Origin of the sequence: Sinorhizobium sp. 22678, assembly GCF_052044265.1 — a bacterium.
Taxonomy (GTDB): Bacteria; Pseudomonadota; Alphaproteobacteria; order Rhizobiales; family Rhizobiaceae; genus Sinorhizobium; species Sinorhizobium meliloti_A.
Genome location: NZ_JBQEMS010000017.1, coordinates 90,615 through 103,616 on the forward strand (window position 1 = coordinate 90,615; position 13,002 = coordinate 103,616).

The 13,002-nt window shown below is 62.4% G+C and carries 13 protein-coding genes and 1 pseudogene; 5 read left to right on the forward strand and 9 right to left on the reverse strand.

Annotated features, from left to right (window positions below):
- The 3 genes and pseudogenes from ACTJKL_RS22820 to ACTJKL_RS22830 all read right to left on the reverse strand — a co-directional run.
- Positions 1–873, reverse strand: a complete 873-nt coding sequence (locus ACTJKL_RS22820; RefSeq protein WP_338280731.1) for a branched-chain amino acid ABC transporter permease — start codon at positions 871–873, stop codon at positions 1–3.
- A gap of 181 nt (positions 874–1,054) precedes the next feature.
- Positions 1,055–2,326: an amino acid ABC transporter substrate-binding protein gene (locus tag ACTJKL_RS22825; RefSeq protein WP_411933432.1), complete on the reverse strand. Its 1,272-nt coding sequence runs from the start codon at positions 2,324–2,326 to the stop codon at positions 1,055–1,057.
- 654 nt (positions 2,327–2,980) lie between these two features.
- Positions 2,981–3,118, reverse strand: a pseudogene (locus ACTJKL_RS22830) (helix-turn-helix domain-containing protein); the annotation flags it as partial.
- A 338-nt stretch (positions 3,119–3,456) separates the two neighbouring features.
- Here ACTJKL_RS22830 and ACTJKL_RS22835 point away from each other — a divergent pair.
- On the forward strand, positions 3,457–4,134 hold the full coding sequence (locus ACTJKL_RS22835) for a YoaK family protein (RefSeq protein WP_411933431.1): 678 nt from the start codon (positions 3,457–3,459) through the stop codon (positions 4,132–4,134).
- 252 nt (positions 4,135–4,386) lie between these two features.
- Positions 4,387–5,409, forward strand: a complete 1,023-nt coding sequence (gene adhP, locus ACTJKL_RS22840; protein ID WP_324765240.1) for an alcohol dehydrogenase AdhP — start codon at positions 4,387–4,389, stop codon at positions 5,407–5,409.
- Between the two features lie 480 nt (positions 5,410–5,889).
- Here the strand turns inward: adhP and ACTJKL_RS22845 are convergent, their stop codons facing one another.
- The 4 genes from ACTJKL_RS22845 to ubiT all read right to left on the reverse strand — a co-directional run bounded on the left by ACTJKL_RS22845 (position 5,890) and on the right by ubiT (position 8,706).
- On the reverse strand, positions 5,890–6,111 hold the full coding sequence (locus ACTJKL_RS22845; protein ID WP_411933430.1) for a hypothetical protein: 222 nt from the start codon (positions 6,109–6,111) through the stop codon (positions 5,890–5,892).
- 178 nt (positions 6,112–6,289) lie between these two features.
- Entirely contained in the window at positions 6,290–7,225 is a 936-nt protein-coding gene (ubiV, locus tag ACTJKL_RS22850; protein ID WP_440853862.1) for a ubiquinone anaerobic biosynthesis protein UbiV, read from the reverse strand.
- 6 nt (positions 7,226–7,231) lie between these two features.
- Positions 7,232–8,209 (reverse strand): ubiquinone anaerobic biosynthesis protein UbiU, encoded by a 978-nt coding sequence (gene ubiU, locus ACTJKL_RS22855; RefSeq protein WP_338280739.1) that lies wholly within the window; start codon positions 8,207–8,209, stop codon positions 7,232–7,234.
- Entirely contained in the window at positions 8,200–8,706 is a 507-nt protein-coding gene (ubiT, locus tag ACTJKL_RS22860) for a ubiquinone anaerobic biosynthesis accessory factor UbiT (RefSeq protein WP_324765244.1), read from the reverse strand. The genes ubiU and ubiT overlap by 10 nt, the downstream gene beginning before the upstream one ends.
- A gap of 118 nt (positions 8,707–8,824) precedes the next feature.
- On the opposite strand from ubiT, the gene ACTJKL_RS22865 reads away from it, so the two are divergent.
- Positions 8,825–10,333 (forward strand): UbiD family decarboxylase, encoded by a 1,509-nt coding sequence (locus ACTJKL_RS22865; protein WP_440853863.1) that lies wholly within the window; start codon positions 8,825–8,827, stop codon positions 10,331–10,333.
- Positions 10,330–10,932, forward strand: coding sequence for a UbiX family flavin prenyltransferase (locus tag ACTJKL_RS22870; protein ID WP_440853864.1), 603 nt, complete (start codon positions 10,330–10,332; stop codon positions 10,930–10,932). The genes ACTJKL_RS22865 and ACTJKL_RS22870 overlap by 4 nt, the downstream gene beginning before the upstream one ends.
- Before the next feature lie 124 nt (positions 10,933–11,056).
- On the opposite strand, the gene ACTJKL_RS22875 is transcribed toward ACTJKL_RS22870, so the two are convergent.
- Together ACTJKL_RS22875 and ACTJKL_RS22880 are read right to left on the reverse strand one after the other, a co-directional pair.
- Entirely contained in the window at positions 11,057–11,743 is a 687-nt protein-coding gene (locus ACTJKL_RS22875) for an NnrU family protein (protein WP_440853865.1), read from the reverse strand.
- Positions 11,744–12,172: 429 nt separating this feature from the next.
- Positions 12,173–12,328: a hypothetical protein gene (locus ACTJKL_RS22880; RefSeq protein ID WP_011970971.1), complete on the reverse strand. Its 156-nt coding sequence runs from the start codon at positions 12,326–12,328 to the stop codon at positions 12,173–12,175.
- A 117-nt stretch (positions 12,329–12,445) separates the two neighbouring features.
- Here ACTJKL_RS22880 and ACTJKL_RS22885 point away from each other — a divergent pair, with 117 nt between their 5' ends.
- Positions 12,446–12,997: a cytochrome c oxidase subunit 3 gene (locus ACTJKL_RS22885; RefSeq protein WP_440853866.1), complete on the forward strand. Its 552-nt coding sequence runs from the start codon at positions 12,446–12,448 to the stop codon at positions 12,995–12,997.
- Positions 12,998–13,002 lie beyond the last annotated feature (5 nt).

Sequence of the window (13,002 nt, forward strand, 5' to 3'; positions counted from 1 at the left end):
TCACAGTCCGCGCCGGAGGATGCCGCGCGGGGAAACCAACAGGACAAGGAAGAGCGTTGCGAAGATCGCGAGATGCGAATAGCTGGATCCGCCATAAGTCGCGACAAAGGCTTCGATGACGCCCAGAAGCAGGGCCGCCACAAGCGCGCCACCCAGCGAGCCCAGCCCTGCCAGCACGGCGACGAAGAAGGCGAACAGCGTATAGCGCAGGCCGATCTCCGGATTGACCGAATAGATGGCTCCCATCAGAACGCCCGATATCGCCGTGATCCCCGCGTAGAGCCCGTAAACATTGGCGCTGAGACGCCGGATGTTGACCCCCATCAAGGCGGCGTTCTGGCGGTTTTCGGCCGTCGCCCGGATCGCCAGCCCGTAGCGCGTGCGAAAGAGAAAGAAAAACAGCCCGCCGGCGATGAGCACCGCGAACGCCGCCGCCGCCACCCGGATTAGGGGCACCGTGACCGGGCCGATCATGATGCTGTGACCGCTGAGCGCCGTCGGTACGCTATGCGTATTGAAACCCCAGACGGTCAGCATTCCGCCGCGCAGCAAGGTGAAGATGCCGAAGGTCAGCGCGAGCGCCATCAGTTCGGGACGCGCCGTGCGGCTGTTTCGAACATTGTAGATCATCGGTCCCATGACATAGCCGATCGCGCCGAACAGGAAGAAGGCCATCGGCATGGCGAGGAACCCGTCTATGCCGAGAAAGGCCGCCATGTAGTAGGCGAAGTAGCCGCCGAGCACGACCCACGCGCCGACCGCAAAGTCGATGACATGGAGCACGCCGAAGGTCAGTTGGAAGGCGATCGAAAACGTGGCGATGACGCCGCCTATCAGCAGGCCGTTGAGCAGGGTTTGAAGAAAAAGATCCAATGGCAAACCTGTCCGTCAGTCCAAGAAGTCGGCAACATGCTTTTGGCGCGAGTGCGAATTGACGCCTGCAGTATAAAGCCCAATCTGGCCTTTGGAAGAGCCGGCCGTCATGATGCTGCCCGCTGGCATAGCCTGTGAGGGGGCGACGGCGGATAGCGCCTCCGCCCGCCTCAAATCGCGATCATTTCCAGCCTGGCAACGGGTAGATGAACTCGGCCGCGGCCGCTTCCTTCGGGCCGACAGCGACGGTCTTTCCATCCTGGATCTGGATCACGACTGGCACCGGCTGGACGTTGTCGTGATAGTGGTCACCTTCCTTCTCGAACTTGATCGGTCCGTAGAAAGTCGTGATGTCGGTGTCGGCGATGGCGTCCTTGAGGGCGACGCGGTCCTCGGGGGTGAGCGAAGGCTTCTTGCCCAGTCGCTTGGCGGCGTCGGCGAAGACGAGGCCGCTGGCCGAGCAGGCGGCTTCCGTGTAGTCGGGCTCATGGCCGAACTTTGCCTGGGCCCGCGCGACATAGTCCTGTGCGGTGCCGAACAGGTCGTCCTTGTAGGGCACCGTAGGCAGCCATACGGCGACGCCGGAGGTGCCGTTCGCATCGGCGCCGAGCGCTTTGGCGAAGGCCGGATTGGTCACGCCGTAATGCATGATCAGGGCTTTCGGCCGATAATTCAGCGATTTCGACGTCTTGATCACATTTATTAGCGGCTCTTCATGCCCGCCCACCGCGACGATGTCAGGGTTGAGGGCGGCGATCTTGGACATTACGGGGGTGAGATCGCCGGAAGCCGGAACGAGCTCGTAGGCGACGACTTCGAGACCCGCTTCCTTGGCGCCGCGCTGGAAGCCTTCGCCGGTCTCCTTCGAAAAGGGTTCGTTGACCCCGATCACCGCGATCGTCTTCGCCTTCGGGTTTGATAGCGCCACCAGCACGCCCAGCGACTGGCCGGAGGTCGTGTCGACGGAAGGGATGATGCCGAAATTGAATTCCGGCTTTGCCAACCAGACATTGGGCGACTCGGCCGAACCCGAAATCATCGGAACCTGGTATTTTTGGCAGATCGGCTGAACGGCGATTGTCGAGCCACTGGTGTAGGGGCCGAGCAGGAAATCGACCTCGTTCTGCACGATCAGCCGTTCGGCGGCGTCGGCGCCGGTGGCCGGATTGCTCTGGTCGTCGCCATAGAACATCTCGACCATGAAACGCTCACCGCCGACCTCGACACCGCCCTTCTCGTTGGCGGCCTCGGCCCAGAGCTCGTATCCGTTCTTGGTCAAATTGCCGCCCGAAATATTCTCGCCCGACAGAGACGTGATGACGCCGGCCTTGAAAGTCGGCGCCTGGGCGCGCGCGGTCCGCACGAACGGCATGGCAATCGTGCCGCTGGCAAGCGCCAGAGCGCTGCCGCCGAGAAATGTGCGTCGAGAAAAGCTTACGTCTTTCTTTGGCATGATGTTCCTCCCTGCATTCGTTCCTCAAGTTGCAGGATAGGTCCGCACACCACACAAATCTACCGGAAACGCTCACTGCAGCTCTATGGAAATCCGTATTTGCAGCGCATCACAGCACTTCGTGCTGGTCGCCCCTATGGCGACCCGCGCGACAGAAGCCATGTTGGTCCTCCCTTTCGAATGCCGTCGAATCGCATTCCGTTGACGTTGGCGTAATATTACGCTCATGCACCAAGTTGACCAAGAATTCGGCATTCTCTTTTCTGAGATCGCGCCTGCGAATCTGAGACAATGCTCCCCGCGGAAGCGCCAAATCCCGTCGTATGCCCCAAGGCGAAACGCCTTTGGGATTAGCTCCCAGGCCGAGATCCGACTTCGAGCGCCCCCTGCCTCTGCTGAGGGACCGCTATTGGGCGAAGGAGACCTGGACGTCTCCGATGGATGGGAGAGCGACCGCCGAGAAGCGGGGTGCGACGGCTGCGATGCGCCGAAATTCCTCGTCGCGGAGACCCGCATTTCCCTTGCCTTTGTGAAAGCGCTATACCGCCAAGGATGAGGGCGATACCGGTTGTGGAGGGAAGGCAACCAACGCCTGGAAACAGTCGACTGCGGGACAGGAGAGGCGCAGGCAAGGCATGCTGACGTTCGTGACGCTCACCTAGCCGCGGCGCGAACGTCGCGCCGGAAATCCGAAAGCGGCATGCCGGCGATCTGCCGGAAAGCCTTGTTGAAGGCGCTCGCCGAACCGAAGCCGCTATCCATCGCCACCTGCAGAATGCTGTCGTTGCCATTAATAGAACAGGCAGGAGCAGAGGGTCAGTTGCAACCTTCGCCGACGGAAACCGGCACCAAACCAAATCCCATCGCCCCAAGAATTCCGTAGATTGCTTTTTCACACGTGCCGAAGAGTTCTCAACTCCCTGAATGCAACGATGCTCGCGCGTTCGCCACCGAGTCATGATAAAGCGGGACCTGGTGAGGTTGCGCGCCGATAGCCGGTCGCGCAATCCACGCCTTGAGAAGCACCTCTCTTCCGTATTCTCTGGGAAGTGGTTTCAGCGGAGTTGGAGTGCTTGCCACAGAGGGCGCAGTTTGCTTTCGTTCCTGCGTTTCAATTTGGGAAGAAACCAATGACGGTGCAGCGGCGGAGGCGGATCATAAAACGGCGGCGGAGTTCTGTTGGTCTTGCGCTTGTCGCTGCAATATCGTTCCTGGCGGGCATGACCGACGCCATAGGACTCATGTCCATCGGAGACTTCGTGTCCTTCATGAGCGGCAACACGACTCGTGCGTCCGTCGCCCTCGTCCAAGGCGAGGCCGCTCAAGGGTTGCTTCTCATCGGAGGGCTGGTCAGCTTCGTATTCGGGAACGCCGCGGGCGTGATCGTATCGATCCGGCTTAGACCGCAAGCCGCCTTGTTGTTTGTATCGGTTCTCCTCGCATGCGCCGCGTTGCAAGAAGGCCAACCAGAACTCCGTTTCGTTTTGCTCATTTTCGCCATGGGAGCGGTCAACGCCTCTGTCGAGCAGATCGAAGGTCTGCCGGTTGGTTTGACGTACGTCACGGGGGCACTCTCGCGCTTCGGCCGTGGACTCGGGCGGTGGGCGATGGGCGTCCGCAACACGCAGTGGATCATTCAGATCGTGCCGTGGCTCGGCATGTTTGCAGGAGCCATCATGGGCGCGGTCCTGGTGCGAGAAGCAGGGGATCTCGCTCTATGGGTGCCGTCGCTTGCTGCCCTGTTGCTTACTGCCGCAGCGTTCCAGATACCCCGCCGCTGGCAAAGTAGGTTCATCCAAAATCGTTAAGGCGAATGTGCCCGTGCTGTCCCTCTGCCACCGCATCCAAGTCAGGGTTGCCAGCCAGGTCGAGCGGCCCTGGTTTGTGCGGGCCACCGTCTCGCTTCTGAGACAGCTTCCTCGTGGAAATGCCCTTCTTTGATACCCGTCAAGGAACGGTGGCTCGCCCAGCGGCTAAGCTCTTGCTCGTTAGCGCTGCTCGAAGGAGGTGCGCAATGCCGGCTCCGCCGGCGCCAACATCGAGCTTTGGAGGATATCGACATGACGATGACAGCCGCTGTGGTCCGAGAGTTCGGCAAGCCGCTTGTGATTGAGGAAGTTCCGGTTCCGCAGCCAGGACCCGGACAGGTCCTGATCAAATACGAGGCCACGGGCGTGTGCCACACCGACCTGCATGCCGCCAAGGGCGACTGGCCGGTGAGACCCAGTCCGCCTTTCATTCCCGGTCACGAGGGCGTCGGCTACGTTGCCAAGCTCGGCGCCGGCGTCACGCGCCTGAAGGAAGGGGACCGGGTCGGCGTGCCGTGGTTGCACACCGCCTGCGGCTGCTGCACGCCGTGCCGCACCGGATGGGAGACGCTCTGCGGCAGCCAGCAGAATACCGGCTACTCGGTCGACGGCACTTTTGCCCAATATGGCCTAGCTGATCCCGATTACGTCGGGCGGCTGCCCACGACGTTGGAATTCGGACCGGCCGCTCCGGTGCTCTGTGCCGGCGTGACAGTCTACAAAGGCCTAAAGGAGACGGAGGTCAGACCCGGAGAATGGGTTCTCATCTCCGGCATCGGCGGCCTCGGCCACATGGCCGTCCAGTACGCCAAGGCCATGGGCATGCATGTCGCCGCAGCCGACATATTCTCCGACAAGCTCGCCCTTGCCGAGAACCTCGGCGCCGATCTTGTTGTCGACGCGCGGGAGCCCGACGTCGTCAAAGAGGTGCAGAGGCGAACAGGCGGCCTGCACGGCGCGCTGGTCACGGCAGTCTCGCCTAAGGCCATGGAACAGGCCTACAGCATGCTGCGTTCGAAAGGTACGATGGCACTGGTCGGTCTGCCGCCCGGCCAGATCTGCCTGCCGGTGTTCGACACGGTGCTGAAGCGTATCACGGTGCGCGGTTCGATCGTCGGCACCCGCCAGGATCTCGAGGAGGCATTAGAATTTGCCGGCGAGGGCAAGGTCGCGGCCCACTTCTCATGGGACAAGATCGAGAACATCAACGCCATCTTCGAGAGGATGGAAGAAGGCAAGATAGACGGCCGTATCGTTCTCGATCTGAACGGTTGAGTCTTCGATTACAGACCGCGGTGTCGACGAGACTACCGCCTGGCGACCTATCCGGTAGACAGACGGTAGTCTCACTCTTGGTCTAAGCGGCAGCGAGGTGAGTCGCGCGGGAGCGCCTGGGAAGGCCGATGTCAATCTAATTCACTCTCACGCCATGTATGTAACTGGGGAGGGCGCAAAGCTTATTTTTTGGATTCAGCGAGTTCCCCGAAGAGCAGACCAATTATCAAAGCTTGCGCTCCCAACAGTCGGCTATCGCGGCTTCATTTTCTTACCGGCCGTCAGGGTCGGATAAGGAGAGGACGGCACGTGTCACGAAAAGCACGCCGATCTGTACCGCCGGCGTGCTTTTGCTCCTCCTGGAGCGCTTCGAAAAGAGAACTCATCTCCCCAAGAGCGATGGTCTGAGACATGACGATGTCCAGTGCCGCTTCTCGCCACGGGGTTCGCTTCAAGGCGTTCATACAGTCCATCCCTTCATTATACTGAGTGGCTTTCATCGATGCCAGCAGACGCGCAACTGGCGCTTTCGGAAACCTCCTTCACCATGTCGCTTGCAAACCGAAGCTGGCGCGATTGTCTCAACAGACTTGAACCCAGTTCTGCGGTCGCGGCGATGTCGCCGAAGAGCAGGCCGGCTTCAACAATCATGCCGTCGTCCAGCGCCGCGGGTTCGTTCGAGTCGAAATCAGCAAGCAGCACGAGCAGCGCCTCGATCCTTCGCCGTTGCTCATCGGCAGCGCCCCGTCCACTCGGTCGCGGCATTCACAATCGATGGCGCTGCTCAGGACCGCGCCACGCATGCGCCCGACTGCGCTTCTGATCTCCTCGTTTGCTTGTGCGAAGGTCGAGGCGATTTCCAATGCGGAATCGTTCGCTTTCATGCGTTTGCTCCGTGTGCAATGTTGCGTGCGCGGGCGACCCAGGCGGCGCCTTCCTGTCCGTGGTGAAACCCGTTGGAGAACGGGGCGGCGGGATAGATCTGCCGCAGCCGGACGAGACCGTCTTCAGCATCCACGCGGCCCTGCAGGACCTCGTCGTAGAGACGGGCGACCGCCACCATGTCGCAATCCTGTGGCGAAAGGCGAAAGCGCCTCACTCCGGAACCGATGAGGTCCGACAGATCGGCTAGGAGCGCCTGACAGGTGAAGGAAACCGTCTGCACGCCGTTGAGCGCCAGAAAGGACTGCCCGTCGAGCGTGTTCACGGCCAGTCCGTCAGGATCGTCCTTGCAGACGAACTGGCAGTTGTCCTTGATGTGCCCCTTGGCGCGCGCATGAGCGCAGCGGGCCGAAATTGCAAGTGGCATGCGGCCGAAGGCGAGCATTTCGAAGGCGACGCCGGGCGTTTGCGAAACGATCTCGGCGATTGAACTTGCCGGAAGTTCGGGGGGCAGGCATATGCTCCTTGCGCCCCGCCTCGCAAGCACACGGGCCGTCGCAGCGTTGTAGACGTTGACAAGCGGCCCGATCCAGTGCGGCTCGCCTTCAAGCAGGGCCAGAGCGGAGAGATCGTTCGCCTCGACGGGGTAGGGGCTGCCGGCAACCAGACTGCGCACATACTGGCTCTCGCGCTCGAGCGTCACGAGGGCGAGGGTGGAAAAGACGATGCGTTTTCCCGCCGCCAGGAGCCGCTCGATCACCGGCGGGAAATGGGGATCGGTAAAGTGCAGCCGCTTCGAGCAGACGGTCTCTCCGATGACGACGTCGGCCACCGGAGCCTCGTCTGCGATGCGAAAGTAGAAGTCCCGCCATTTTTCCCCCTCCCAGAGATAGAGGACCGGACCGAGCGTCAGCGTGGGTTTGCCGGCATTCATGCCTGTTTACCTCCAGCGTTTTTCGTAGGCGCCGGACGTCGTCCGCTGCCCCTCGCTCAACAGTCTGAGGCGGGCCAGAAGCGTACGGCGCTCTTCCGGGCGAGCATCGAGTGCCTTGCGTAGGGTTGCGACGACTTCGGCGACATAGGCCTTGCCTCGCTGCCGCCCTTCGATCTTGAGTGCACTGACGCCCGCCTCCCGGAGGGCGTCGATCTGTTCCATGACGTCGAGCGAGACCGGATCCTCGAAGGCGTAGCCGCGGGCATTCGCAATGTCGAACCTCCCCTTGCAGAGCGTCGGATAGCCGGCCGCCTCGTCACGGGGAAAGCGGTTGATGGTGTAGGCGCCAAGCTCGGAGACGAGATCACCCCGGTCCTGCCGATAGCGCACGTGGCTTGCGGGGGAGCACACGCCGTTCATGTTGGGCGACTTGCCGGTGGCGTAGGATGACAGCGAGCAGCGACCTTCCGCCATAACGCAGAGCCCGCCGAAGACGAAGACCTCGATCTCGCAGCGGATCTGGCGGGCGAGCCGCGCGATGTCGGAGATCGTCAGCGTGCGCGGGAGCACGACCCGCTTTGCGCCGAAGGCCCCCACCAGGAAATTCACCGCATCCGGATTGGACGCGGATGCCTGCACCGACACGTGCAGCCGCTGCTCGGGATAGGTCTCCGCGACATGGGCCATTAGGCCGAAGTCCGCAAGGATGAGCGCGTCTGCGCCGAGCCGGACCGCGTCCGCCGCTGCCTGGTACCACAAGCCTTCATGTCCGGCGCGCATGAAGGTGTTGAGCGCGACGAAGGTCTGAGCGCCTCTCCGATGGGCATAAGCGATGGCTTCGCCGAGTTCCTCGCGCGAGAAGTTGAGGCCGGGGAAATTCCGCGCATTGGTCTCGTCGCGGAAGCCGCAATAGACGGCTTCAGCACCGGCATCGACGGCCTCGCGGAAAGCGGCAGGCGTCCCCGCCGGGCAGATCAGTTCCATGCGGCATTCTCCCCGGCAAGTGCGCGGCGGCGGATTGCTGCCGCGGTGCGGCTGACGAGCGGTCCGAGCGGCCCGGCGGAAGCGCCAAGGTCGCGCGGCAGGTCGATCTCGCAGCCGTCGAGTGCGTTGCGGAGGGCCAGCATCGCCTCCATGTCTCCGCCGACGGTGAGCGCCCGCGAGAAGAACAGGGCGTCTGCGTCGCAGCGGCCTTCCAGAAGCGCCAGTAGCAGGAATAGGGGGCCCTCCACGAGAGCATCTGCAGCGCATTCGGTTGGCTTGCGGGTTACCGACACCGCCGCGCGTGACGGCTCCACCACAAAGACGAGCGGCACGTCGAGCGGACAAAAGGCATAGCGCTTCCCCCTGTGCTCCCCGAGGCGGTCGAAGAGGGCGGGATGCCTGTCGAGCAGGCTTTTGAACATCAACTTCACCGCCCCGTCGATCAAAGCGATCGGCACGACGGCAAGAGGTGCTGTCAGCGGGCGTGGGAATTCCATATCTCTCGCCTTTGCAAATGACGACTCGGCTACTTCTGCGGAGAACCTAGCGGCAACCTCCGTGGGCAATTTGCGCTGGAGCAAAGACAGAAGGGTTTTCGCGGGCGAGACACCTCGCATGTATCGCAGCGATCAAGTCATCCGCCGCTTTTCCGACCTCCAGGACTTCGCCGCCATGCTCGAGCGGCGTGGCCGCTTGCGCCGTATATCGCGACCCGTTTCGCTCGTGCATGAGGTCACCGAGATCCACCGGCGGGTGCTCCTCGCGGACGGGCCAGCCCTGCTGTTCGAGAAGCCGGTCGACGCTTCCGGCCGCATTTGCGACATTCCGCTGCTCGCCAATCTGTTCGGTACGATCGAGCGGATAGAGTGGGGTTTCGGGCTGCCCGCAGGGGGTCTTCCGGGCCTTGCGGAAATGCTGGCGGAACTGCGGGAACCGAGATCGCCGCGGTCGCTGCCGGACGCCTGGGGAAAGCTGCCCCTGCTGAAGGCCGCCCTTGCGATGCGGCCGCGAAGCGTCGCACGACCGCCGGCGCAGGAGACGGTGTGGCGCGGCGCGGAGGCCGACCTTTCGCGGCTGCCGATCCAATGGTGCTGGCCGGGAGAGCCGGCGCCGCTCGTCACCTGGCCACTGGTGATCACCCGTGCGCCGGACGATCCGAGCGACGTCAATGTCGGCATCTATCGCATGCAGGTGCTCGGACCGAACCGACTCATCCTGCGCTGGCTTGCGCATCGCGGCGGCGCCCGACACCATCGCATGTGGCAACAGCGCGGCGAAGCCATGCCGGTGGCGGTCGCCATCGGCGCCGACCCGGCAACGATCCTCGCCGCGGTGATGCCGCTGCCGGAAGGCATGAGCGAGCTTGCCTTCGCCGGGCTGCTGAAGGCGGAGCGGCCACCAGTCGCGGCGGCGGTCACGGTACCGCTGTCTGTTCCGGCCAAATCCGAGATCGTCCTCGAGGGGGTCGTCGCGGCGGACGACACCGCCGAGGAGGGTCCCTATGGCGATCACACGGGATACTACAACTCCGTCGAACGTTTTCCGGTGATGTCGTTGTCGGCGATCACAATGCGCCGCAGGCCATTCTATCTCTCGACCTTTACCGGCCGCCCGCCCGACGAGCCGTCGAAGCTCGGCGAGGCTATGATGGAGCTTTTCCTGCCGCTGGTGAAGCGGCAGTTCCCGGAGATCGTCGATCTTTACCTGCCTCCGGAGGCCTGCTCGTATCGTGCGATGGTCGTCTCCATCGACAAGCGCTACCCCGGTCAGGCGAAGCGTATCATGATGGGGCTCTGGTCGATGCTGCCGCAGTTCAACTATACGAAGCTCATCGTCGCGGTCGACCCCGATATCCACGTCAGGAACTGGAGCGACGTCATCTGGGCGCTGTCGACCCGGTTCGACGCCAGCCGCGACGTGACCATCCTCCACGACACGCCGATCGACTACCTCGATTTCGCGTCTCCGAAGCCGGGGCTCGGTGGCAAGCTCGGACTCGACGCGACGCGCAAGCTCGAGCCGGAGACAACCCGCGAATGGGGACGCGTGCTTGAGATGTCGGCGGAAGTTGTCGGGAAGGTCGATCAAGTTTGGACTGAACTGGGCCTGGGAGCAACGCCATGAGTAAGAAACGGGTCGTGGTCGGCGTCTCGGGGGCATCGGGTGCCGCGCTGGCGCTCCGGGTCGTCCAGCGCCTTGCGGAAATCCCTTCCGTCGAGACGCATCTGATCGTCTCGGATTCCGCAAGGCGCACGCTGCTCCACGAGGTCGGCCCGCACGCGCTGCATCAATTGCTGACGATCGCTGATCGTAGCTATCAAATACGGGACATTGGAGCGGCAACGGCCAGCGGCTCGTTTAGGACTGCCGGTATGATTGTCGTTCCCTGTTCGATGCGGACTCTGGCGGCGATCGCTGCCGGTCTTGCGGACAATCTCATCGTGCGAGCGGCGGACGTGCACCTCAAGGAGCGGCGAAGGCTCGTGCTGATGACGCGCGAGACGCCGCTGCATCTCGGTCACCTGCGCAACATGACGGCAGTTACCGAAATGGGAGCGGTCGTGATGCCGCCGGTGCCGGCCTTCTATCAACGGCCGCAAAGCGTCGAAGAGATCATCGACCATCTTGCAGCGCGCGCGATCGATCTGGTCGGCCTGCCGGGGGAGCCACTTGCAACCGAATGGGATCCGCAGTCCCACCGTCAGCACACTGCGGCGAGATAGGGTTCCGGGACAAGCGCCGCATTACCGCTGGTGGCGAGCGGCATGAAGCCAAGCAAGGCGGTTGAATCCGCTACGTCCGAGGTTCGGGTCGGGAGGCCAGTGAGATGGACTGAGGCATGGCTAACTATTGTGCTGTCGCGAGGAGGAGAGGGTCGGCATAGAACAGGGCGGCATGGCCTCCGGCAAGCAGCCATAGGGTCAATACTGCCGTTGCCACGGTGGCGATGGCGATTGGCGTGTCGCCGGACAAAAGGGTGCGCCCGGAGAAGAGGGCGGCGAACGGCAGAATGGAGGTCTTCGCAGACTGGTGCTGCCATTGATCTCCAAGTCGGCGCCGGGCGCGCTTTTCGATCATAGGTATGGTGCCGAGAGCAAAAAGCACAAAGCCGCCGAAGAGGATCAGCGAGCGAACGTCGCCGTTGGCGACGAGATGGCCGATCGCCCAGATGGCGAACCCCCAGAGAACCGGATGGCGAGTAACCGAGACGATTGAGCCCGGGCTCTGTCCTTGGCGGATCGAGACCGATAGCGGATTGCTACTGAAGAGACCGGCAAGCACGAGAAACACGCCGACCGGAGCGGCGATCAAGGTCACCCAAGCCTGCCAAGCCGCAGGCTGCCAGAGCGGGATGTAGTCGACGTCAAGCGCCGCGTAGAGCACCCAAGCGAGTGCGAGTATGGAAGCGAGCGAATAGATCGAGAAATAGGCCGCCCTGCCGAGCAGGATTAACAGCCGCTCGCGGATGGCGGGGATCGCCGGAACCGAGTGAAGGATGAGAAAGACGAACAGTGCCAGAAGGAACTCGGCCATAGTCGTCTTCCTCAGTGCGCTGTGTTCGACCGCTTTATCGCGGCGATGATTGCCTGTTCCGCTGCAACATGGTGGCGGAGCCCCTCGAGGAAAGCGTGTAGCATCAAAGCGACTGTCTCCCAAGAAACTGCGCATCGATCTGATGCGGCCGATCGGAGCGTGTCTGCGACGTGGCTACCGTCTAAGGCGACTGCTCGACCCGCACGGGTCGTACGTACATCAAGCGGCAAAGGCTGCGGCTCATTGGACGTTTGTCCAAGGCTCAATGATCGGATCTTTGCCGCGGTCGCTATGCAGAGGTCCCGGTCCATGGGGCCCCCAAGCGAATCGATGATGGACTCGACCGCATCGCAAAGCGCGAGCAACTCGCCATACTTCGCCTCAAGTCGATGGAGCGGAGATGAGATAGCCACGTTGTTTCTCCCGCATTCAGCGTTCAATGAACAAGACGGCGGCGCAGGCGAGCGACGCCAGCACGGCGGCGGCCGTTCCAGTCCGTTGCAGGACACCCATGCGATAGAGCACGAGTGCGAAGATGATGATGATCGGGGTGGCTACCGAGAGGCCGATCTGCGCATCAGACATGGTGATCTCCTTTTCGTCGGAACATAGCGGGTCGGCTGGACCGGTCTTTGATCGAGAGCAAAGAACCGGGCGCTCCTTTCTCCTATTCCGCTTCGGCAACCGATGCGGAGATGCGGCATGGAAAACGCGATGACGGCCGGCGCGGCCGACGAAGAGGAAGCCGATACGTTCATCCTCTGGGTCCTGATCTGGAGCGAGCTCACCGCCTTCGGGATCCTTATCGCCGCCTTCCTGGTCGCCTCGCTGATTGCTGCCGACGATTTCGCCGTCGCACGGCTGCACCTCAAACCGGCTATAGCCGCCTTCAACACGCTCATCCTGCTGACGAGCGGCTGGCAGGCGGCGGTTGCGGCAGGAAAGGGCGCGTCAGTCGCCAGGCGGCGCCGGGCACTTGTGCTGGCGGCGCTTCTCGGCTTCGCCTTCGTTGCCATAAAGATCTACGAGTACGGCACGGAGATCCGTTTTGCTGGCGAGGTCGCGTTTCACTCCTTCTTTGAACTCTATTTCCTCCTGACCGGCTTTCATCTCGTCCATGTCGGCTTCGTCGCCATCGTGCTGCTCGTCGTGGCCTGGAAGCCGCGCCGCGCCAATGTCGACCTCGTTACCACCATCTGGCATGTGATCGATCTCGTCTGGATCGTCATGTTCCCTATTCTCTATCTGGTTTGAGCACC

Bases quoted from the DNA above. Each gene is read 5' to 3' on its own strand.
- ACTJKL_RS22825 (WP_411933432.1), bottom strand. From the start codon at position 2,326: ATGCCAAAGAAAGACGTAAGCTTTTCTCGACGCACATTTCTCGGCGGC.
- ACTJKL_RS22835 (WP_411933431.1), top strand. From the start codon at position 3,457: ATGACGGTGCAGCGGCGGAGGCGGATCATAAAACGGCGGCGGAGTTCT.
- adhP (WP_324765240.1), top strand. From the start codon at position 4,387: ATGACGATGACAGCCGCTGTGGTCCGAGAGTTCGGCAAGCCGCTTGTG.
- ubiV (WP_440853862.1), bottom strand. From the start codon at position 7,225: ATGAATGCCGGCAAACCCACGCTGACGCTCGGTCCGGTCCTCTATCTC.
- ubiU (WP_338280739.1), bottom strand. From the start codon at position 8,209: ATGGAACTGATCTGCCCGGCGGGGACGCCTGCCGCTTTCCGCGAGGCC.
- ubiT (WP_324765244.1), bottom strand. From the start codon at position 8,706: ATGGAATTCCCACGCCCGCTGACAGCACCTCTTGCCGTCGTGCCGATC.
- ACTJKL_RS22865 (WP_440853863.1), top strand. From the start codon at position 8,825: ATGTATCGCAGCGATCAAGTCATCCGCCGCTTTTCCGACCTCCAGGAC.
- ACTJKL_RS22870 (WP_440853864.1), top strand. From the start codon at position 10,330: ATGAGTAAGAAACGGGTCGTGGTCGGCGTCTCGGGGGCATCGGGTGCC.
- ACTJKL_RS22875 (WP_440853865.1), bottom strand. From the start codon at position 11,743: ATGGCCGAGTTCCTTCTGGCACTGTTCGTCTTTCTCATCCTTCACTCG.
- ACTJKL_RS22880 (WP_011970971.1), bottom strand. From the start codon at position 12,328: ATGTCTGATGCGCAGATCGGCCTCTCGGTAGCCACCCCGATCATCATC.
- ACTJKL_RS22885 (WP_440853866.1), top strand. From the start codon at position 12,446: ATGGAAAACGCGATGACGGCCGGCGCGGCCGACGAAGAGGAAGCCGAT.